Source organism: Methylobacterium sp. Leaf117 (assembly GCF_001422985.1).
Taxonomy (GTDB): Bacteria; Pseudomonadota; Alphaproteobacteria; order Rhizobiales; family Beijerinckiaceae; genus Methylobacterium.
Map to the genome: position 1 here is coordinate 699,995 of NZ_LMNL01000001.1, position 19,522 is coordinate 719,516.

Consider the following 19,522-nt stretch of genomic DNA (forward strand, 5'->3'; position numbering starts at 1 on the left):
CTTCGCGCTGGAACAATCCAGCAATATTCGTGCGGAACAACCTTCACGGTAGCCTCGGAGTTGTGGACATCTCCTATCCGAATCGTGCATATCTGCCCTGTTGGTCGACGGAATTGGCGGCTGGCGCTTGATAAATGCCTTCGGATGGGCGATTTGCCGTCTGGGGGCGCAGGAAAAGAAAAGTTCGCATGTCCGAAAATACCGAAATTCAAACAACTGACTTCGTCGACCTCGCGGCTGACATCGTGGCGGCCTATGTTTCGAACAACCCGGTTCGCCCGAGCGATCTGCCGGATCTGATCCGCAACGTGCATGCGTCCCTGAGCGGCCTCGCCGGCGGGGTCGCTCCGGTTTCCGAGGAAGCCGAGATCGAGAAGCCGAGCGCCGCCCAGATCCGCAAGTCGGTGACGCCGGACGGCATCGTCAGCTTCCTCGACGGCAAGAGCTACAAGACCCTGAAGCGTCACCTCAGCAGCCACGGTCTCGACCCGCACAGCTACCGTCAGCGCTACGGCCTGCCGGCCGATTACCCGATGGTCGCACCGTCCTACGCTGCCATGCGCTCGGAACTGGCCAAGTCGATCGGCCTCGGCCAGGTTGCCAACCGCAACGAGGACGAGGACGTGCAGCCGAAGGCCAAGGGCGGCAAGAAGGCCGCCTGAAGCGCGTCCCCGCGCGCCGAGACGTCCGAAGCCCCGCTGCCGTCACCGGCGCGGGGTTTCCTCGTTTTCAGGGGTCGGGCAGGGGCGTTGCGCCGAACAGCCAGCGCTCGTCGAGATCGGTCGCGTTCCGCGTGGCCATCGCCTGGGTCTCGTCGCCCTCGGCGAAGATCACCACGTCGTCCGGGCCGACATCGCGGGTCGCGTAGAAATCCCAGCGCCGGTGGATGACGCGCGGGCCGCCGAACACCCGGTAGGCGTTCTGGTAGCGATCGTCGCGGAAGCCGACGTAGTGGACGCAGCGCGGCGGACGAGCCCCGCCGCTCACGATCGCCGATCCGGCCATGCAGGGTGCCGGGGCGACACGGGCTCGCGCCGGTCCGATCCCGCGCAGGCCGGCTTGGGAAGTTCGGTCGTCGGATAGCGCTCGCGAGAAATCGGACCCATCGCCTGAACATAGGGCGGCACGCACACGGGTGTTGCGACAGCGGTCACGAAGACGTCAGCGATGGAAGGGCGGTCGATTGGCCCGTAGGCCTGAGCAAAATGGCGCGCCCTACGGGAATCGAACCCGTGTTTTCGCCGTGAAAGGGCGACGTCCTGGACCGCTAGACGAAGGGCGCTGCTGCGGTGAGCGGTTCTATAGGCGGCTTCGGCCGCGGGGGCAACGGGGGAGGCGACGCTAGTTTGCCGCTTGACGAAAACGGCCCCGGCCGGTTTGTCGGACCCCAGACGCGGCGCGCCTGTTTCAGAGGCGGCCGGAAAGCGGATCGACATCCCATGACGACGCGACGCGACGGCCCGCCGGGCCCGAGGACGAACAAGCCCGGCTTCTCGCGAGGCCCCTTCCGGCGCGGTCCCCCGCAGAACCAGCGCGGCGCCGCCAGCGTGGCGGCGGCGTCGGGCGACCACGTGGTGCTCTACGGCTGGCATCCGGTGGCGCAGGCGCTGGCCAATGAGGGGCGCAAGCTCCACCGTCTGCTCGCCACCGAGAACGCCATGACGCGGCTCGCCGAGGAGATCGGTCCCCTGCGGATCGATCCCGAGATGGTGCGGCCGAGCGCCATCAACGCCCTGCTCGGTCCGGACGCGGTACACCAGGGCCTGTACCTGGAGGCCGACCCGCTGCCGGGGCCGGACCTCGACGAACTCGGCGACGATGTGCTGCTGCTCGCCCTCGACCAGATCACCGATCCGCACAATGTCGGCGCCATCGTCCGCACCGCCGCCGCCTTCGGCGTGGCCGGCATCATCACCACGGCCCGCCACTCGCCCAACGCCACCGGCGTCCTGGCCAAATCCGCCTCGGGCGGGCTGGAGCACGTGCCGCTCATCGTGGTGCGCAACCTGTCGGACGCGCTGGTCGACCTCGGCAAGCGCGGCTTCACCCGGATCGGCCTCGACTCCGACGCCGAGACCGCCCTCGACAGCATCGGCCCCAAGCGGCCGGCGGTGATCGTGCTGGGGGCCGAGGGCAAGGGCCTGCGCCAGCGCACCCGCGACAATTGCGACGTGCTCGCGCGCATTCCGTTCAGCGGCGAGATCCGCAGCATCAACGTGTCGAACGCGGCCGCCATCACGCTCTACGCCCTGAGCCCGCGCGAGGCCTGACGCCCACCCGGGGCGCCCGGCCTCAGCGCCAGAACGGCTTGACGTCGAGCAGCTCGGCATGGGCCGCGGCGGCGGCCTTCAACAGGGCCTTGGCGCCGGCCTCGTTGTCGCCGGCGGCGAGGCCGGCCGCGAACACGGTCTCGCCGGGGATCTCCGACGGATCGGGGCCGGTGACCAGGCTGGACAGCACCATATGGGCGGTGGCCTGGTCGTTCAGGGTGCCGAGGTGGTCCTGCAGGTCCGAGAGCGTCGAGACGAAGGCCTTGTGCCGCTTGTGGGCCTTCTTGCCGGCATAGAGGCTGCCGAAGAACTCGGCCCCGTAGCGCAGCTTCTTGGCCTCGATCCGTACCCGGTGCCGCTCCTCGGCCTCCAGGCGGGCGAGATGGCGGCCGCGCTTGCGGATGCGCCGCAGAACCTTGTTGAGGACCGTGGCGGCGAAGTCGCGGGCGGGCGCCTGCGGGTCGACGCCCTCTGGGACGGCTCCCTCCCGGCCGGCTCCCTCCGCCGCCGTATCCTCTGCCGCCTCGGCCTCGCGCCGGGTGCGCCAAGCCCCCGTCTCGAGCCAGGCGGCGATATCCAGGATGAGGCTGCGCCATTCCTGCGCCTCGAGGGTCGCGATCACGCCGTCATGGGCGCGGTCGCGCTCCGCCTCGAGGCGCCGGCGCAGGTCGTCCAGTCCGGCCTCGTCCGGGCGCCGGGCCATCTCGGCCGGCAGGGTCTCGGCCAGGAAGACGTCGAGGTTGCGGGCATGTCCGAACGGCTCGGAGATGCGCTTGATCTCCTCGCGCAGGGGCGCGGCCACCGGGTCGTTCGCCAGCATCGGCTTGAACAGGGTGAAGGCGGAGCGCAGGCGGCGCAGGGCGACGCGCAGCTGGTGCAGGGCCTCCACGTGCCGGTTGTGGAGGAAGACGTCCTCGTTGCGGCGCAGATGCGCGAGGCAGGCCTGCGCGATGGCCTGGAAGGCCTCCCCCGTGGTGGCCTCCGGGGACAGCCGCACCGGCCGCGCCTTGCTCGGCCGCCGCAGGGTGCCGTCGAGGAGGCTGAAGCCGCGGGCCGACTTGCTGAGGGCGCCGAGGCGCAGCGGCACCGTCTCGGCCAGGGCCTGGGCCAGAGTGAACAGGTCGTCGGGGCGTCCCTCGATCAGTTCGAGTTCCAGCTCCCACAGGGGAGCGTCGCCGTTCCGGGTCTCGATCCGGCCCTCGTCGAACGCGGCCTCGATGCGCGAAGCCCCGTAGCGCACGATGCGGGTGCGCCGCTCGACGCGGGTGACGAAGGCGGGCGCGAGGTCGGCGTCGGAGGCGGCCTCCAGCACGGCGGGCACCGGCGTGTCGCCGAGAACCGCGAGATCCGGAGCCTCGTCCGCGACGGGCATCTCCCACTCGGCCCGGTCGAACAGCCCCGCTCCCGCCGAGGCGGCCTTCACGGTCTGGACGAATCGGTCGCCGTCGCGGCGCACGCGCAGGGTCAGGCCGGCGGCACGCAGGTCGCCCTCGGCCGTGTCGAAATAGGTCGAGGTGAGGAGAGCGGTCTCCGGGCGCGGCGCATCCTGGTCCGACGCGGCATCCTGAGGCGAATCCTGGAGGAACGGGTGCCGGCTCAGTTCGGCGAGGTCGCCCGCCTCGCACTGCAGCTTCAGCTCGATTTCCTGCGGCACATCCGATTCCTGCGGCACACCCATGACTCGTCCTATGTCTCGACCGAGATCCGGCGCAGATCGAATCCGTCGCCCGCGACGGACCGCTCGGCTCCTGCGTCCGGGCACAAACCCGGTCCAGCGCAACCGTTCCGCGCGCGACCTGAGTCGCATCCCCTCCACGTCTATGGCGCAGAGCGCCCCGGAAGGGCGACCGAAATCGTCACGAATTTCGTTCGCCCCCGGGATGTTGTGGTGTAGCGGGAAGAAACGGCCCGGAGGCCGGCGGGATGTCAGTGCGTTGGATGGGGTGATGAATCGGGACCGGCTGAGGGCCGACCGCCTGCTGGTCGAGCGGGGTGTGTTCGAGAGCCGGGCCCGGGCCCAGGCCGCCATCGCCGCCGGACTGGTGCGGGCGGACGACCAGCCGGTGGCGCGGGCTTCGGACCTGCTCGACCGCGACGCGCGGCTCGAGGCGACCGCCCCGCACCCGTTCGTTTCCCGCGGTGGCGTGAAGCTCGTCGCCGCCCTCGACGCCTTCGGGCTCGATCCGGCCGGCCGGGTCTGCCTCGATGTCGGCGCCTCCACGGGGGGCTTTACCGACGCGCTGCTGCGCGCCGGGGCCTCGCACGTCTACGCCGTCGATGTCGGGCGCGACCAGTTGCACGCGTCGCTGCGGACCGACCCGCGCGTCACCAGCCTGGAGGGTGTCGATATCCGCGCCCTCGACCGGTCGTCGATCCCGCGCGCGCCCGAATTCTGTACGATCGATGTCAGCTTCATTTCCCTGCGCCTCGTGCTGCCGGCGATCCTGCCGCTGCTCGCCCCCGGCGCGGCGCTCGCAGCGCTGATCAAGCCGCAATTCGAGGCCGGTCGGGCGCGGGTCGGGCGCGGCGGGATCGTACGCGATCCGGCCATCCACGACGCCGTCTGCGCCGAGATCCAGGCCGTGCTCACCGCCGCCGGGATGCGTGTGCTGGGGCTGATCCCGTCCCCCGTCACCGGCGGCGACGGCAACCGCGAGTTCCTGATCGGGGCCAGACTGGGTCCGGAACCGCGCACTTCGAAGCGCCTGACTTCGGAAAACCCGGATTCGGAAAACCCGGCCTCGGACCCTCCGACCTTGAGACCCTTGGACCCAACTGCATGACCGAGTCCCCCGTGGAAACCCTCGAGATCCGCCGCCTCGGCGCGCGCGGCGACGGCCTGGCCGAGGACGGCACCGCCGTTGCCCTGGCCCTGCCGGGCGAGCGGGTCACGATCCGACGCGCCGGCACGCGCGGCGTCCTGGTGGCGGTGGAGCAGGCCTCGCCCGACCGGATCGCGCCGTTCTGCCCGTATTTCGGTGCCTGCGGCGGCTGCGCCGTCCAGCACCTGGCACCCGAGCCCTATCACGCCTGGAAGCGCGGGCATCTTCTCCAGGCCCTGTCACAGGCGGGGCTGGCTGTCGCGCCGGAGCCGGTGGTCGACGCGCGGGGCGAGGGCCGGCGCCGCCTGACCCTGCATGTCCGCGCCGTCGAGGGGGCCGCCCAGGCCGGCCTCATGGCCGCCCGCAGCCACGACCTCGTCGCCATCGATCTCTGCCCGATCACCGTCCCGGCCCTGCACCGGGCCCCGGCGGTCGCCATCGCCCTCAGCGCGCCGCTCGGCCACGGCCGCAAGCCCCTCGACGTCGCCTTCACCGCCACCGAAGCCGGCCTCGACGTGGATATCCGGGGCCACGGCCCGGCCGCCGAGGGGGTACGCGCGGCCCTCGTTCGCCTCGCCGACGACCTCGATCTCGCGCGCCTGTCCCTGCACGGGGAGGTGCTGGTGGAGCGCCGCGCGCCGGCGGTCGCCAGCGCGGGCCTGCGGCTGGTGCCGCCGGCGGGCGGCTTTCTCCAGGCCACGCAGGCGGGCGAGGCGGTCCTGACCGAAGCGGTGATCGCCGCCCTCGACAAGAAGACCAAGCGGGTGGTCGACCTGTTCTCCGGCAGCGGCCCCTTCAGCCTCGCCATGGCCCGGACCCGCGACGTCCACGCGGTCGAGGGCGATGCCGCCGCGCTGGCGAGCCTCGACCGGGCGGTCCGGGCGGTGCCGGGCCTGCGCCAAGTGACCACCGAGCGCCGCGACCTCTTCCGCCGTCCGCTGCTGCCCCTCGAACTCGACGCCTACGACGCGGCGGTGTTCGATCCGCCCCGTGCCGGAGCCGGTGCCCAGGCGGCCCGCCTCGCCGAATCGAAGGTGCCGCTGGTCATCGGCGTGGCCTGCGACGTCGGCACCTTCGCACGCGACGCCGCCACCCTGGTGGCGGGCGGCTACACCCTGGAGCGGGTCACCCCCGTCGATCAGTTCGCCTATTCCGGCCATCTCGAGGTGGTGGGGGTGTTCCGGCGTCCGCGTCCGCCGCGCAAGCGCCTGTGACATTCGCGGCCGGAGGCATCGGCGCGTGCGCGCTCGACAAGCCGCCGCTGGCCCTTAGATGGACGGACATGCGCGCCCCCATCTCCGCCTTCCTCCTCGTCCTCGTGCCCGCCCTGTTCCTGGCCGACCCCGCCGCGGCTGATTCCTGCGGCGACCTCATCGACCGGGTCGTGGCCGAGACCCAGGCGCGCCTGGTGAACCGGACGACGGATTTCGCCGAACTCGGCGCCGCCGACGGCATCGGCATGACCCTGGCGTGCGGCGACCTCTCGGCCACCGGCGTGCAGTACAAGGGCACGCCGCTGCCGGCCGGCTATTTCGCGCTGGTCGGACGGGCGGGGCATGCCGTGACGGGGCTGGGCGCTGATTCGATCGCCGCAGCGGCCACCAAGGCCCACGAGGCGGCCACGGCGACGCGCCACAGCAAGGTCGACCTCGGGGCGGCCCTCGTGACCTGCTCGGTCTCGGAGATGGGTGGTCGCCCGGTCACGGCCTGCGCGGTGATCCAGAAGGGTGATCGCACCTGAGCGACCGGCGACCGGGGGTTTCCCGCTCCATCTACGACCGCATGGCGATGAGCATGTAGCCGGAATACGCCAGGGCGGCGGCCATCAGGAGGTAGACGTTGGGTTCCATGGCGTCCTGTTAGGCCGTGGCTCCGGCGGGGGTCGAGCCGACGCGCTGCCGCTGCGGCATCCGGTTCCCTTCAGCACCTGTTAACCCTCTTCGGCGGAACCATGTGTCAGGCCCCGTCGGTATCCATCGGGCGCAGGTCCGATCCATGCAGGTCCGATCCATGCAGGTCCGATCGAGGAGTCGATGCAGCTGAGCTTTCGCACCGCCCTGGCAATCACCGGTAGCCTCGCGACCCTCGCGCCTGCTATCGGGGTGGCGACGGCGGGCATGGCCCAGGCCCAGGAACCGCTGTTCCTGCGCATCCGTCCCGCCGGCGAGTCGCTCACCGGCCTCGGCGGCGCGGCGACCTCGGACGACGCGATCGCACAGGCCGCGCGGGCCCGGAGCGAGGCGGTCTGGCAGCGGGCCGAGGCACGGTCCCGCATCGCCATCGCCTCCGTCTGCACGGGATGCCTCGCACCCCTGCGCCCGGCCACGCCGCCGGTTCCGGTGCGCCCGGAGGCGGACGCACCGATTCCCATCGCGGCCGGTCTCGCGGCCGCGACCCCACCACCCCTCGCACAGGCAGACGCTCCATGACGCAGTCCCATCCGACCAGCGGCGCCGTTCCGGACCCGGATTGCCCGGTTTCCCTCGAACTCCTCGGACAGGTCTACCGGGCCGACGAGGACGACCTGCCCGAAATTCTCGACGCCATGTCGACCACCACGCGGGCGCGCCTCGCGGTCTACCTCTACGGCAAGAGCCACATGCACCAGCTCGGCCTGCGGGTGGCGCGGGCCTGCGAGCGCGAGGATCTGGTGCGGGTCGCCGACGAGATCGGCTCCGTGGTCTACGGCCAGTCCCGCCTGAAGCCGGCCCGCCCCGCCGTCCCGAGCCCGGCCGCCGCGCCGCCGAAGAAGATCAGCCTCGGCGGATCGGGCGCCAAGAAGATCAGCCTCGGCGGATCGGGCGCGAAGAACCGCCTGTTCGATTGATCCCCAGGCGACCGTCGGCGCGGCGGGAACGGATTGGCCCGGCGAAAGCTTGACGCTGGCTTTGGGAGTGAGGCTGCATGTTCGGTTCGTGGTGGAAGCTCGGCATGGATGCGACCCTGCTGGCGATGGAATCGCAGCAGGTGATCGGTCTGCGCCTGGCGATGATGACTGCGGGCGGTGCGGCGGCTCAGATCGAGGCCGAGCGCATGGTCACCGAAAAGATCATGGCCGCCAATGAGGCGGTCCTGCTCATGGCGACCGGCGGCTCTCCCGCCCGGGTGGTCGCGGGCTACCGGCGCACGGTGCAGGCCAATGCCCGCCGCCTGTCCGAGCCCTCGGCCAAGGGACGCGGTTAACGCTGGCTTAACCATCCGGTTTCATCTTCGGCGGCACACGGGACCGCACGGATGAGGAAACCGCGATGAACCCCTTCGACCATCAGGTGCGCGAGCGCGCCTATTTCATCTGGGAGGACGAGGGCCGGACCTTCGGCCAGGCCGAGGCCCACTGGCTGCGCGCCGAGCGCGAGCTGCAGGCCGGCTTGCGTTCCGAGATCGCCGTGGTCCACAGCGTCGCCCCGGATCTGACCCTTTTGGCCAGCCCGGCCGAAGTTCTGTCCGGGACCCTGAAGGCCAAGGCGAGCCGGAGCCGCAGCGCCGGCGCCGCCGTCGAGGTCAAGGCCAAGGCGGCCGCCAAAGCCTCGGACAAGGGATCGGCGAAGGATGCCGGCGCCGGCAAGTCCGCGTCGAAGAAGGCGGAGTCCAAGACTGCGTCGGCCAAAACTGCTGCGACCAAAACTGCTGCGACCAAGACTGCTTCGTCAAAGGCTGCTGCATCCAAGACCCAGGCGGCCGACAAGGCCGGCACGACGAAGAGCGCTTCCACCAAGAGTGCCGCAACCCGGGCGCCCCGTGCATCCGCCCGTCACCTCGGTGCCGAGAGCGTCGCCACGGTGCACTGAGCTTCGCCCGAGGCTTCTCGGACTGCGATGAGAGCAAAAGCCCGCTTCCCCTGGGGGAGCGGGTTTTTTCGTATCCGTCGCGACCCCGCCCCTGCGGCGGAACGAAGCGGAACCTTGACCGTTGACCGCGTCAAGGCGGCGATGCGCCGGCCGGTTGCGCGCACCCTCCTGTCTCCGCGAGGCATCATGAAGACCACCCTCTCGACCCTCCTGGCCCTCAGCATCGCGGGCCTTCCGATCGGCGCCGTGGCGGGTCCCGGCCCCCTGCGGGACGGCCCGGTGATCCTCGATGTCGACAGCACCGGCGGCGTCGGCGGCCGTGCCCCCTGGAGCCGGCCCTACGAGTACGATTCGGGCGGCGACAACGACCGGCGCCCGGAGTTGCCCTATTACCAGCAGGGCCGCGGCCAGCAGACCGGCGGTCCGGCCCGCAATCTCCTGCCCGACGACGGCCTGCACATCTTTCCGCGCTAGACCCGCCCCGCACGCCCCGGAAAACCGAGGCGACGGCGGAACAGTCGGGATCATCACCGGTTCGCCCCCGGAGCCCCGGCCGTCCGGCCGGCGGACGAATCCGGGACCGGGACGACGTGATGACCAAGACCGTGCGGGCGGTGATCTTCGATATCGACGGGACCTTGCTCGACAGCGTCGATCTCCACGCCCAGGCCTGGGTCGACGCCTTCGCGCATTTCGGCGTGACCGTCTCGCACGACCAGGCCCGGAGCCAGATCGGCAAGGGCGGCGACCAGCTCCTGCCGGTGTTCCTCGACGCGGAGCGGATGGAGCGTGAAGGCGAGGCGATCGAGGCCTATCGCTCGGACCTGTTCAAGCGCGATTATCTGCCGAAGGTGAAGCCGTTTCCCGGCGTTCGCGCCCTGTTCCAGCACCTCAAGGAGGAAGGGATCACCCTGGCCCTGGCCTCGTCCGGCAAGGGCAGCGAGGTCGCGCATTATCAGTCGCTCCTCGAGATCGAGGATCTGACCGACGTCGTCGTCAGCTCCGACGACGTCGAGCGCTCGAAGCCCTTCCCCGACATCTTTCAGGCCGCCCTGACAAAGCTCGCGCCGCTCTCGGCCGAGGCGGCGATCGTCATCGGCGATACGCCCTACGATGCCGAGGCCGCGAACAAGGCCGGGCTGCGCACCGTCGGCGTGCTGTGCGGGGGATTTCCCGAGGCGGGTCTGAGCGCGGCGGGCTGCATCGCCCTCTACCGGGACCCGCAGGATCTTCTCGACGGCTACCGGGATTCTCCCCTGGCACGGTGAGGTCGATTCGCATCGCCTGAGCCGGCATCCGGATCACAGGCGGTGCGGGATCTGCAGCGATCCACACATTTCCCACTTGATCCGTGTTTGTTCCGGTGCGCAGGACAGGATTGCGTGCCGGCTATGGATAGATGGCAAAAAACTCTGGCGCCCCGTCAAATGATGGCGTAGCGAGCCGGCCGTGATCGCGTCCGATCACGCAACGGATCCGCGGACCATGCCCCAGCCGGCCCAGACGAACCCGACCTCTCAGATGCCCTGCGAGCAGGCGCCCCTCCACTCCCTGATCGATGCGGCGGTCCAGGACCGGACCACGCCGATCAGCCGCCTGCTCCGCCTGATGTCGGCCCTGGATGCCGACACCACCGCCAACGAGAACCTTCGGCACGTCCTGCGCGCCCGCATCGGCGCCCCGCTCAGCGTCTGATTTCGACCCGCCGGGGCGTCATGAGGCCTCGGCGCTAGGTCCGGGGCCGTTCCCGCCGGCGCGGGGCGGCCGGATTCCGCTTCATGCAGGCGAAGTAGAGCTGACGACCGATCGCGTAGAGGCCGAGGCCCTTCGGATCGGGGGTGGAGAACACCTTGTCGCGGGCCTCGTCGCGGCAGGCCGCGTCCTGCGGGCTCTGGATCGGCGTCGAGGCGCCCTGGGCCAGCGCCCCCGTCGCCGCCACAGCCACCGCCATGGCAAGGCTCACGCAGCCCAAGATTCCCACACCGCGCGCTCGTATCGGTCCCGACATACATCCCCTCATGGTCTGGTCTCGCGTCGTCCCGTCCGGACGCGCGGCCGGTTTCAACTTATGGCAGAATCCACGCGCACGCACTCGCCTGCGTGACGGCGAGGCATTCGAACGGGGCACCGCCGACCATGGCGCGATGCTCCGCCGCCCCGATCCGAGCCCGTGCGATCCGGCGACAGCCCGGATGGCCGGGAAGGGCGGCTTCGATCGCCGCGTGATCACCCCGCGCCATCAGAACCCGAAGCTCGACCAGGGTGTCGCAGCCGATGACATCGGTCGATTCGGCGGCCCGGGCCGGTGCCGCCACCCCGGTGGCTCCCAGAAAAAGGAAACTTGCGAACAGACAGGGACGAATCATCGGCGGGCTTTCTCCGATGGCGCGGCTTTCTCCGGCGGTGCGGCTTTCTCCGGGGCACGCCCCTTGTCGCCGGATCGGGATTTGCCCGGCGTGGCGCCGGACGGCGCAACCGTGCCGGCGACCACCCATTGGCAGATGGCGGTGGTCCTCAGGGTCAGGCAATCGTACGCGTTGCCGTTGAGCGAGAGGTGCTCCGAGATCCCCGAAACCGTCTCACGGGCGACGACGGCGCAGCCGAGGTGATCGGCCTTGTCGTCGGCCAGCATCGCGGCGGCCCCGCCGGCATCGTTCTTCGCCTGCCGCAGGAGCAGGCGCAGATTGGCCAGCGACGGGCAGCCGATGGCCGGGGGCGGCGCCACCGCCGCGGCCGGTGCGGCCGAGGCACCGAACGGCACGACGGCGCCGAGGGCGAGGACGAGCAGGAGAAATCGCATCGGGTCTATCGGGCCGATCTGCGCGCGAGCGGCGCTCAACAGGGGGAAGGGGCGTTCCGCTGCCGTGCGATAACGCATGGCGGCCGAATCCGACCCACGATCGGCCTCAGGCACCGGCTCGGCGCAGCTTGGCGAAGCGCTTGATCGCGCGCTCGCGGCGCAGGCGGGACAGGCGCTCGATCCAGAAGAGGCCGTCGAGCTGATCGATCTCGTGCTGCAGGCAGGCTGCCCGGAACCCCTCCGCCTCCTCTTCCCGCTCCGTCCCGTCGAGGTCGCGGTAGCGGACCCGGACCCGCACGGCGCGATCGACCACCTCCATCACCCCCGGCATCGACACGCTCCCCTCCGTTTGCGGGCCGCGCTCCGGCGAGGCCCAGACGATCTCGGGGTTGACGTAGGCTGTCACAGGCTCCCCCGGCTCCATCCGCAGCAGCACGAGGCGCTGCGGGCGACCGATATGCGGCAGGGTCAGCCCAAGGGCCGAAACCGCCAGCATCACCGCCTCGAGGTCGCGGGCGGCGGCCCGTAAGGCCTCGTCGACGTGCAGGACAGGCTCCGCGACACGGCGCAGGCCGGGATCCGGGTAGATCAGCAGGGATGCGGCGGTCACGGGATTGGGCGTGTCCTGACGGAGTGGGGGGACGGGCGAGCCGCAGCCTTCACGGTTGCGCGAGAGGCCGGCGAAAGCCGGGTCTCGAACACAGGCTGGCCCATGCCTTGCGGCGGGACACGTCAGATCAAACCCGCTCCGGAGACGCAATGGCCAACCGCGCGCACGATCCCGTTTCTCCCTCCATGTCCTCCTCCGTCGCCCGTCGCTTCCTGCGGCTGCACGAATCCGGCGAGGTGATCCTGCTCGGCCTCACCACGCTTCTCGGCACGCTGTGGGCGATCGTTCTCGTCACCCATTTCCACGAGCCGATGAGCCGGTTCGGCCAGGCACTCTGGGTGATGCGCTGAGGCTGATGCGTTCGGGCTGATGCGCTGAGGCTCAGTATTCCCACTCGGCGCCGACACCCACCGCCGTGCGGCCGTCGCTGCCGGCCTCGCCCTGGATCTTGATGCGCCGGGTCACGTCGTAATCCACCGTCGCCGCCGTATCGGCCGGCTTGGCGCCGGCCTTCACGCCGACGCTGAGGCGGTCGCTGAGATAGCGCGAGGCGCCGAGCGCCGGTCCGCCGCTGGCGCCCGTGGAAACGTCGAGGCTGTCGAGCCCCAGGCCCTTGCGGGCCTGCTCGAACACGTCCACGCCGCCGGCCCCGCCCGAGAATTGCGCCACCGCCTGCGCCAGCTGCAGCGCCTGGAACGGCGACAGGCCGCCCGAGGCCTTCTTGAACAGCAGGCGCGACAGCACCTCGTCCTGCGGCAGGCTCGGGTCCGAAGTGAGCAGGAAGCTCGGCTGGTTGGCCGGCCCGGTGACGGCGATGCGCGCCGTGACCTCGGCGGCCTTGGTCTCGGCGACGAAGTCGAGGTCGGGGGTAGCGATCTCGCCGCCAAAAACCAGGCGCCCGCGGGTGAAGTCGAGGCGCTGGCCGACCACGCTGAGGCGGCCGCGCCGCATCTCGAAATCGCCGGTGGCGACGGGGTCGCGCGAGGAGCCGGTCAGCCGGAGCGATCCGCCGAGTTCGGCATCGATGCCGCGGCCGCGCACGAAGATGCGGTTGGGCGCGTTCACCGCCACGTCGAGGGTGGCGTCGAAGGGCGCGGCGGCCTTGCCCTTGCGGCCCAGGGCCGCGATCTTGGCGCGGCGGTCGGCGCGCGCGGCGAGGCGGGCGCGGACGTCCGGCGGCGTGTTGACCCGGCGGATCTCGGGCAGGGGCTGCACCGTGGCGGGCAGGCGGTCCGGCACCGAGACGTCGACCGAGACGAGGTCGATGCGGCCGGCCACCTTCGGCGTCCGGGCCAGCGGCCCCGTCAGCGCGAGATTGAGGCTCGCCACCGCCGTCATCAGCGGGCTGGAGACCAGTTCGGCGCGCTCGGCCATCACCCGGATGGAGCCGGGGAAGCCGGCGGCGGGATCGAGCGCCACCTTGCCGTCGCCGCGCAGGCTGCCGCCATTGCGGGTCAGGGCGGTCAGGCGCTCCACCACCAGGGTGTCCCCGCGCCCGGTCACCCGGCCCTCGATGTTGGTGAGGCGGATGCCCTGGAGCGGGTCGGTGAAGGAACCACCCGTCAGGGTGGCGCTGCCCTCGGCCCGGGGGGCCGCGAGGGTGCCGGCCACGCCGGCATCGAGGGCGATGCGGCCGGCGACGCGCTGGCCGCCGACGCTGAGGAAGCTGTTGGCGAGCGCCGCGTCGAGGGTCCCGCGCAGCTTCACCGCCAGGGCCTCGCCCGGCGCCACCGGCAGCGAGCCCGTCACCGTCATCTCGGCCCCGCGTCCGGCGGACACCCGTCCGTCGATGCCGGCCCGTCCGTCGCTCACCGTGCCGCTCGCCCGCGCGTCGATGGGCGGGAGGCCGGCCTTGCGGGTCTCGGGCGTGACGAGGCGGGCGACCGTCAGGGCGTAGCGACCCTCGGGCCGGCTCGCCGAGCCGCGCAAGTCGGCCTCGCCGTCCAGGGTCCCGGTCAGGGCGAGGTTGGGCGAAGCGATCCGCGCCAGGGCCAGGGGCAGGCTGCGGATACCGAGCTTGAGGTCGAGGGCCTGTCCGACCCGACCCGACAGGCTGAGGCGGCCGCTGCCGGCGGCGACCACGAGATTGTCGATGACGGCCGAGCCCGCGTCGAGGGTCACGCTGGCGGGGCCGGCCAGGGCGAAACGGTCGCCGCCGCGCGCGGCGGAGAAGCGGGCCAGCTCGATGCGCGTGCGCTCGCCGGGCACGAGCCGGGCGGCGCCGTCGAGGTCGAAGCCCCGGGCTTTGGCCGTGAGGGTGATGTCGCTGGCGCTGGGCGAGCCCACGGCGACGAGCCGCACGGTGTCGAGGCTCTGGCCGGAGGCGAGGATGCGGTCGGCATTGACCCGCCCGTCGACGACCGGACGGCCGAGCAGGTCCCGCCCTTTCAGATCGGCGTCGAGGCGCGACAGGCCGAATGCGCCGAACCGGAGCGACGCCCCGTTCGTCAGGATGGCGGCATCCTGGCGCCCGCCCGCGCGGGACAGGGTGATGGCCGCTTCGACGTTGCCGCCCATGGGCGTCAGGGCCAGGGGGGCGAGATCGTCGAGGTTGCCGGCCTTGAGGGCCAGCGCCCCCTCGGTGAGAAGGGTGCGGGCGTCGAGGGCGGCATGGCCGTCTAGGGCGACGGAGCCGAGGCCGAAGGCGAGGCGGTCGAGGATCCAGGCATCGGGCGACGGCCGGGCCACGTGGGCATCGCCGCGCAGGGCCTTGCCGCCCACCTCGCCGGACACCCGCAGGGTGCCTTCGAGGGCGCCGGTGACGTCCGTCAGCGCCGTCTCGACCCGGAGGTCGCGCAGGGGCCGCCCGAGGGCGCGGGCGTCGTCGGTGGTGAGCGTGGCTTTGAGGTCGGGCTTCTCCAGGGTGCCGGTGAGGCGTCCGTCGAGGAGCGCGCGGCCGGCGAGCTTCGGGTCGAGGGTCGAGAGGTCCTTCAGGTCGACCACCAGCTTGGCGTCGGCCAGGCGCGCGGTGGCGCGCCCCTCCAGGCGGCCGACGATCTCGGCCCCCTCGAAGCGGGCATTGTCGAAGGCGTAGCCGTCATAGACCTGAGACAGGCGGCCGCTGAAGCGCGGCGAGGGACCGAGCGTGCGGTCGAGCGCCGGCAACGACAGGACGAGGCCCGAGGTGCGCAGATCCACATCGGCGTTGACCGCCTTGCGGGCCGGATCGCCGCTCAGCGCCGCCCGCGCCGTCAGGGTGCCGGAGAGCGGCCGCCCGGCCACCTCCGAGAAGGCCGCGAGATCGGACAGGGCCGCGTCGAGCGTGCCCGTGAGGGTGTTCTGCCCGACCTTGCCGGCATAGGTCGCGCGGGCCGTCGGCCCGTCGAGCGTGAACGCGGCGACATCGACGACGCCGTCGGGCTGCAGCGTGCCGCGGAAGGTCAATCCGGCCCGCGATCCGATGGCCCGGCGCAGGGCCGGATCGGCGAGGCGCAGGCCGTCGACCTTGGCGTCGGCGGAAAGCGCGAAGCGCGCGGCCGCCGGGTCGGTGCCGGCCGGCACCATCGACAGAGCGGCGTCGATCCGCTCCAGGGCCGAGCCGCCGGCGCGCAGGCCCGCGGCCTTGAGGGTGCCGTTGACGATGGGACGCGCGATCGGTCCCTTCAAGCTGCCGTCGAACACCAGGGTGTCGAGTTCGGCATCCGCCGCCTTGGTGACGCCGCCCTCGGTGGGCACGGCGCGGGCGGAGACGAGGAAGTCGGCGACCCGATCGGCGGTCAGGGTACCCCGGGCCTCGAGGCGTGCCGTGCGCGAGGTGAGTTCCAGGCGGTCGATACCGAAGGCGCCGCTGTCGGAAAAGCGCAGGCCACCGTCGAGCTTGGTCGTGCCGGAGAAGATCGCCGCGGCCGGGCCGGGCAGCAGCCCCTCGATCCGCGAGGCGAGGTCGAGGGCGAGCCGCCGCTCCGCACCGATGCGGGAGATGCGGGCGGTGCCCCGGGCGCCGAGATCGGGGCCGGCATCGAAGTCGAGGCGGGCATTCCAGGCGTCGAGGCTGCCGCGCCCGTCGAGGTCGAGATTGATCGCCGGCGTCCCCGGCAGGTTGGCGGCCTTGGACAGGAGCCCGCCGGCGGGCTCCACCAGGGTGGTCTTCAACTCCAGAATCTCGCCCTTCGGCACGAACAGCAACCGGGCGCCGAACCGGCCCTCGGCGTCGAGGCGGCGCACGGAGACGTCGAGGTCGAGGCCCTCGGACGGGGCACCGAGCTTGGCCCGGCCCTCGGCGGTGAGGCGGGCCGGCTGCCCGGCCAGGGCCTCGCCCAGGATCAGTTCGGCGAGCTTGAACGTCTTGATCTCGACCTTGACCGGCAGGTCGGGCAGCAGCGACCCGTCGGGCTCGGGCGTCGCCGAGACCGGAGCGGGAAGGGGGCGGCGCAGCACTTCGAGGCGCCCGACTTCCAGGCTCTCCACCTCCAGGCGCCCCGACAGCAGCGCCAGGCGGCGCCAGACCAGGCGCGCCCGGTCGAGCTTCAGCCAGACGCCGTTGGCGTCGCTGATCGCCACGTCGCGGATGGTGGCGTCCGACGACAGGGCACCGTCCACCGCCCCGATGGCGACCCGCGACCCCGGCGTCGACAGGGCCTTCGACAGCAGGCCGCCCAGCACGGTCTTCTCGCCATCATCGGCACGGGTGAGGGTGGCGGGCGTCGCGGCGAAGACGGACAGGCACAGGGTGGCGGCGAGGAGGCGCGCTTTCCCGCCCCTCCTTGCGAGGGAGGGTGACGCGCGGAGCGGGTCGGGAGAGGGGAGCGACGTGTCCGGACAGGGCGCCCCCTCTCCCGCCTGCTCCGCAGGCACCCTCGCCTGCAGAGGGGAGAGGGTCGCTATCCGCGCGATCGAGATCCCCGCATGGGAACGCTTCCGAAATCCCATCAAAAGGACTGTCCCAGGCTGATGTACAGGGCCACGGGGCGCTCGCGGTTGCCCTTGATGCGGTCCATCGGAAAGGCGACGTCGACCCGGATCGGGCCGATGCCGGTGTAGTAGCGCAGGCCCAGGCCGACCGCGTAGCGGATGCGCTCGTCGAAGTCGGGGACGCTGCCGGCGAAGGCCGTGCCGGCGTCGATGAACGGCACCACCCCGATCGTGTCGGTGACCTTGATGCGCGCCTCCACCGAGGCTTCGAGCAGGCTGCGGCCGCCGATCGGCAGGTTGAAGGGTCCGCGCGGCCCGAGCGTCCGGTAGGGGAAGCCGCGCACCGAGCCGCCGCCGCCGGCGAAGAAGCGGATATTGGCCGGGATATCCTCGAGGCTGGCCCCCGAGATCGAGCCGAAGCCGATGCGGCCGGCCAGGATGTAGCGGGCCTCGTCGTCGAAGGCGTAGTAGGTCGAGCCCTGCGCCTTGGCGACGAAGATCGACGGGTCGGAGCCGAGGATGCCCGCATAGGGCGTCGCCGAGGCGGTCAGGCGCACGCCCTCGGTCGGATCGAGCAGGTTGTCGGTGGAATCGTAGGACACCGAGACCGGCACGCCGATGAGGCGGTAATCGACCTTGCCGAGGGCATCCTGCGAGCGCCCCGCCTGTCCGTCGAGGCCGACCTGGGCGAAGAAGGTGTCGGAGAAGCGGTGGCGCAGGGCCACCGTGCCGCCGGCCGCATCGCTGACGTAGGATTGCTGCGCCTCGCGGCCCGCGAAGACGTTGGCGATGAAATCGTTGCGGGTGCCCCACAGGGCCGGCTTGACGAAGGTGGCCGAGAGCCGCCCGCCGAGGCCGTTCGAATCGATACCGGCGGCCTTGCGCTGCTTGGCGTAGAGATCGTTGCCAAGATAGTAGATGTCGGCATCGACCCGGAAGGTCTCGCCGCCGCCGAACAGGTTGCGGTTGGCGTAATAGGCCCGGATGCCCGGTCCATCGACGGTGGAGTAGCGGGCCGCGACGCCGATCAGGTTCTTCTCGCGTTCCGTGACGTCGACGAAGATCGGCAGGTTGCCGGAGGGGTCGAGGGTCTCGCCCTCGCGCACCCGGATCGAGCCGAGGCCCTCGACCTTGGCGACCGAGCGGCGAATGTCGGAAACCGCCTTGGGCGAGTAGGGATCGCCCGGCTCGGCGTAGATGAACGAGCGCACCACCGCCGGATCGATGTCCTTGGTGCCGCGCACCGCGACCTCGCCGAGGCCGGCGATCGGACCCGGATCGATGGTGTAGGTCACGTCCATGACGTGGGCGGCGTCGTCCACGACGGGATCGCGCGCGGCCGCCTTGGCGAAGGGATGGCCCAGCGCCCGGAAGCGGTCGACGATCTTCGCCTCGCGGGCCAGCACGGTGGCCGAGCGGGCCGGCACGTCGGCGCCGACACGGGTGAAGCGCTCCGGCAGGATCTCCTCGGGGAACGGGTTGCCCCGGAGGTCGCGGGCCGCGATCGAGCGCAGGGTGTAGAGCGGGCCGGGATCGACCACGATCTTGACCGGCACCAGGGCGCGGGCGCGCGACGCCTCCGCCGCGCGGGCGGCCGGGACGACGCTCGGCTCGCCGGCCAGCACCACGCCGTCGATGCGGATCGTCACCGTGCCCTGGCAATAGCCGTAGCCGGACAGCACGTCGGAGAGGCGGCGCTGGTCGGCCTCCGCCCGGCGGACCAAGCCCTCGCCGTCCGGCGGCGCTTCCTGGCGCAGGCGATAGAGGGTCGAGGTGTCCTGCAGCGCCCGCAGGACGTCGTTATCGTCGATGCCGGAGATCTTCACCGTGTAGGGCAGGGCCGCGGCGCTCGGCGCCGGCGGCTCCTCCTCGGAGCCGAACAGCCCGAACAGGTCGAAGGCCGCCGCCGGCACGGCAGCGCCGCCCGCACCGGCGAGACCGGCGGCCAGAGGCCAGGCGGCGCGCGCCAGCCTCAGCAGCGTCACGTGTCGAACCCGCCCCCGAATCCGCGTCACGAATGGCTGTTCCCGACCGGGCCCGGCATCAGGCCCCGCTTTGAGCCCCGCGTCGGTCCCCGGATGCATCGTCGCTGACTCACGGACCCCGTCATTCCACCTCCGCCCCGACCGCACGGACCCAGGATCGGGCGCCGCCCTCTCCAAGCCGTTAAGGCCATGGCGGCCTTCGAAAGCCCGTTCGGGCCAGATCGTGAAGGCCGTCAACCTATCGATGCGGCGGCGTGGCAGCAACCGCGTCACCCCCCACCTCGCCCGGACGTGATGCCGCCGTCCCCGTCCTCCACCGGTTCGCAAACCCGGTCTGGCGAATCCCGTTCAGCAAGGCGCGATCGCGTAAGCCCCTGTGGCGGGATGCGCTTTCGT

General features: G+C 71.6%; 21 protein-coding genes and 1 tRNA gene. 13 read left to right on the forward strand and 9 right to left on the reverse strand.

Features of this window, described 5'->3' with window-relative positions; translation table 11 throughout:
* Positions 1 to 188: 188 nt before the first annotated feature.
* Positions 189 to 662: a MucR family transcriptional regulator gene (locus ASF57_RS03140; protein ID WP_056185878.1), complete on the forward strand. Its 474-nt coding sequence runs from the start codon at positions 189 to 191 to the stop codon at positions 660 to 662.
* A gap of 67 nt (positions 663 to 729) precedes the next feature.
* Here the strand turns inward: ASF57_RS03140 and ASF57_RS03145 are convergent, their stop codons facing one another.
* A complete protein-coding gene (locus ASF57_RS03145; protein ID WP_244476780.1) occupies positions 730 to 987 on the reverse strand; it encodes a hypothetical protein in 258 nt (85 codons plus the stop codon).
* Between the two features lie 219 nt (positions 988 to 1,206).
* Positions 1,207 to 1,282, reverse strand: a tRNA-Glu gene (locus ASF57_RS03150).
* A 157-nt stretch (positions 1,283 to 1,439) separates the two neighbouring features.
* On the opposite strand from ASF57_RS03150, the gene rlmB reads away from it, so the two are divergent.
* The gene (gene rlmB / locus ASF57_RS03155) at positions 1,440 to 2,270 is read left to right on the forward strand and encodes a 23S rRNA (guanosine(2251)-2'-O)-methyltransferase RlmB (protein WP_244476781.1); all 831 of its coding nucleotides are present in this window, start codon (positions 1,440 to 1,442) and stop codon (positions 2,268 to 2,270) included.
* Between the two features lie 22 nt (positions 2,271 to 2,292).
* Here the strand turns inward: rlmB and ASF57_RS03160 are convergent, their stop codons facing one another.
* A complete protein-coding gene (locus ASF57_RS03160) occupies positions 2,293 to 3,948 on the reverse strand; it encodes a CYTH and CHAD domain-containing protein (protein ID WP_056479789.1) in 1,656 nt (551 codons plus the stop codon).
* Between the two features lie 268 nt (positions 3,949 to 4,216).
* Here ASF57_RS03160 and ASF57_RS03165 point away from each other — a divergent pair, with 268 nt between their 5' ends.
* The 10 genes from ASF57_RS03165 (at position 4,217) to ASF57_RS03210 (ending at position 10,575) form a co-directional block, all read left to right on the forward strand.
* The gene (locus tag ASF57_RS03165) at positions 4,217 to 5,053 is read left to right on the forward strand and encodes a TlyA family RNA methyltransferase (protein WP_082503641.1); all 837 of its coding nucleotides are present in this window, start codon (positions 4,217 to 4,219) and stop codon (positions 5,051 to 5,053) included.
* A complete protein-coding gene (locus ASF57_RS03170) occupies positions 5,050 to 6,306 on the forward strand; it encodes a class I SAM-dependent RNA methyltransferase (RefSeq protein WP_056479792.1) in 1,257 nt (418 codons plus the stop codon). Before ASF57_RS03165 ends, ASF57_RS03170 begins: the two co-directional genes overlap by 4 nt.
* A gap of 68 nt (positions 6,307 to 6,374) precedes the next feature.
* Positions 6,375 to 6,833, forward strand: coding sequence for a hypothetical protein (locus tag ASF57_RS03175; RefSeq protein ID WP_056480230.1), 459 nt, complete (start codon positions 6,375 to 6,377; stop codon positions 6,831 to 6,833).
* 292 nt (positions 6,834 to 7,125) lie between these two features.
* Positions 7,126 to 7,521, forward strand: a complete 396-nt coding sequence (locus ASF57_RS03180) for a hypothetical protein (RefSeq protein ID WP_082503642.1) — start codon at positions 7,126 to 7,128, stop codon at positions 7,519 to 7,521.
* Positions 7,518 to 7,919 carry a hypothetical protein gene (locus ASF57_RS03185; protein WP_056180454.1) on the forward strand — a complete coding sequence of 134 codons (402 nt, stop codon included), beginning with the start codon at positions 7,518 to 7,520 and terminating at the stop codon, positions 7,917 to 7,919. Before ASF57_RS03180 ends, ASF57_RS03185 begins: the two co-directional genes overlap by 4 nt.
* Positions 7,920 to 7,996: 77 nt before the next feature.
* The gene (locus tag ASF57_RS03190) at positions 7,997 to 8,275 is read left to right on the forward strand and encodes a hypothetical protein (protein WP_056180451.1); all 279 of its coding nucleotides are present in this window, start codon (positions 7,997 to 7,999) and stop codon (positions 8,273 to 8,275) included.
* A 65-nt stretch (positions 8,276 to 8,340) separates the two neighbouring features.
* Positions 8,341 to 8,880: a DUF2934 domain-containing protein gene (locus ASF57_RS03195; RefSeq protein ID WP_056479795.1), complete on the forward strand. Its 540-nt coding sequence runs from the start codon at positions 8,341 to 8,343 to the stop codon at positions 8,878 to 8,880.
* A 186-nt stretch (positions 8,881 to 9,066) separates the two neighbouring features.
* On the forward strand, positions 9,067 to 9,354 hold the full coding sequence (locus ASF57_RS03200; protein WP_056180551.1) for a hypothetical protein: 288 nt from the start codon (positions 9,067 to 9,069) through the stop codon (positions 9,352 to 9,354).
* 119 nt (positions 9,355 to 9,473) lie between these two features.
* On the forward strand, positions 9,474 to 10,148 hold the full coding sequence (locus ASF57_RS03205) for an HAD family hydrolase (protein WP_056479799.1): 675 nt from the start codon (positions 9,474 to 9,476) through the stop codon (positions 10,146 to 10,148).
* Between the two features lie 217 nt (positions 10,149 to 10,365).
* Positions 10,366 to 10,575, forward strand: a complete 210-nt coding sequence (locus ASF57_RS03210) for a hypothetical protein (RefSeq protein WP_056180441.1) — start codon at positions 10,366 to 10,368, stop codon at positions 10,573 to 10,575.
* 34 nt (positions 10,576 to 10,609) lie between these two features.
* Here ASF57_RS03210 and ASF57_RS03215 read toward each other — a convergent pair whose 3' ends face one another.
* From ASF57_RS03215 to ASF57_RS03230, 4 genes are all read right to left on the reverse strand, one after another.
* Positions 10,610 to 10,843 carry a hypothetical protein gene (locus ASF57_RS03215; RefSeq protein WP_338011490.1) on the reverse strand — a complete coding sequence of 78 codons (234 nt, stop codon included), beginning with the start codon at positions 10,841 to 10,843 and terminating at the stop codon, positions 10,610 to 10,612.
* 103 nt (positions 10,844 to 10,946) lie between these two features.
* On the reverse strand, positions 10,947 to 11,195 hold the full coding sequence (locus ASF57_RS03220; protein ID WP_200935799.1) for a hypothetical protein: 249 nt from the start codon (positions 11,193 to 11,195) through the stop codon (positions 10,947 to 10,949).
* A gap of 47 nt (positions 11,196 to 11,242) precedes the next feature.
* Entirely contained in the window at positions 11,243 to 11,680 is a 438-nt protein-coding gene (locus ASF57_RS03225) for a hypothetical protein (protein WP_156375925.1), read from the reverse strand.
* A 106-nt stretch (positions 11,681 to 11,786) separates the two neighbouring features.
* On the reverse strand, positions 11,787 to 12,290 hold the full coding sequence (locus ASF57_RS03230; RefSeq protein WP_056479805.1) for a peptide deformylase: 504 nt from the start codon (positions 12,288 to 12,290) through the stop codon (positions 11,787 to 11,789).
* 149 nt (positions 12,291 to 12,439) lie between these two features.
* Between ASF57_RS03230 and ASF57_RS03235 the strand changes: the two genes are divergently transcribed.
* Positions 12,440 to 12,640, forward strand: coding sequence for a hypothetical protein (locus ASF57_RS03235; protein ID WP_056180429.1), 201 nt, complete (start codon positions 12,440 to 12,442; stop codon positions 12,638 to 12,640).
* 31 nt (positions 12,641 to 12,671) lie between these two features.
* On the opposite strand, the gene ASF57_RS03240 is transcribed toward ASF57_RS03235, so the two are convergent.
* Positions 12,672 to 16,958, reverse strand: coding sequence for a translocation/assembly module TamB domain-containing protein (locus ASF57_RS03240; protein WP_056480233.1), 4,287 nt, complete (start codon positions 16,956 to 16,958; stop codon positions 12,672 to 12,674).
* 200 nt (positions 16,959 to 17,158) lie between these two features.
* Complete coding sequence (locus ASF57_RS03245) at positions 17,159 to 19,090, reverse strand: autotransporter assembly complex family protein (RefSeq protein ID WP_244476797.1); 1,932 nt, start codon at positions 19,088 to 19,090, stop codon at positions 17,159 to 17,161.
* Positions 19,091 to 19,522 lie beyond the last annotated feature (432 nt).

Coding starts and splice junctions, on each gene's coding strand:
- ASF57_RS03140 (WP_056185878.1), top strand. CDS start 189: ATGTCCGAAAATACCGAAATTCAAACAACTGACTTCGTCGACCTCGCG.
- rlmB (WP_244476781.1), top strand. CDS start 1,440: ATGACGACGCGACGCGACGGCCCGCCGGGCCCGAGGACGAACAAGCCC.
- ASF57_RS03160 (WP_056479789.1), bottom strand. CDS start 3,948: ATGGGTGTGCCGCAGGAATCGGATGTGCCGCAGGAAATCGAGCTGAAG.
- ASF57_RS03165 (WP_082503641.1), top strand. CDS start 4,217: ATGAATCGGGACCGGCTGAGGGCCGACCGCCTGCTGGTCGAGCGGGGT.
- ASF57_RS03170 (WP_056479792.1), top strand. CDS start 5,050: ATGACCGAGTCCCCCGTGGAAACCCTCGAGATCCGCCGCCTCGGCGCG.
- ASF57_RS03175 (WP_056480230.1), top strand. CDS start 6,375: ATGCGCGCCCCCATCTCCGCCTTCCTCCTCGTCCTCGTGCCCGCCCTG.
- ASF57_RS03180 (WP_082503642.1), top strand. CDS start 7,126: ATGCAGCTGAGCTTTCGCACCGCCCTGGCAATCACCGGTAGCCTCGCG.
- ASF57_RS03185 (WP_056180454.1), top strand. CDS start 7,518: ATGACGCAGTCCCATCCGACCAGCGGCGCCGTTCCGGACCCGGATTGC.
- ASF57_RS03190 (WP_056180451.1), top strand. CDS start 7,997: ATGTTCGGTTCGTGGTGGAAGCTCGGCATGGATGCGACCCTGCTGGCG.
- ASF57_RS03195 (WP_056479795.1), top strand. CDS start 8,341: ATGAACCCCTTCGACCATCAGGTGCGCGAGCGCGCCTATTTCATCTGG.
- ASF57_RS03200 (WP_056180551.1), top strand. CDS start 9,067: ATGAAGACCACCCTCTCGACCCTCCTGGCCCTCAGCATCGCGGGCCTT.
- ASF57_RS03205 (WP_056479799.1), top strand. CDS start 9,474: ATGACCAAGACCGTGCGGGCGGTGATCTTCGATATCGACGGGACCTTG.
- ASF57_RS03210 (WP_056180441.1), top strand. CDS start 10,366: ATGCCCCAGCCGGCCCAGACGAACCCGACCTCTCAGATGCCCTGCGAG.
- ASF57_RS03225 (WP_156375925.1), bottom strand. CDS start 11,680: ATGCGATTTCTCCTGCTCGTCCTCGCCCTCGGCGCCGTCGTGCCGTTC.
- ASF57_RS03235 (WP_056180429.1), top strand. CDS start 12,440: ATGGCCAACCGCGCGCACGATCCCGTTTCTCCCTCCATGTCCTCCTCC.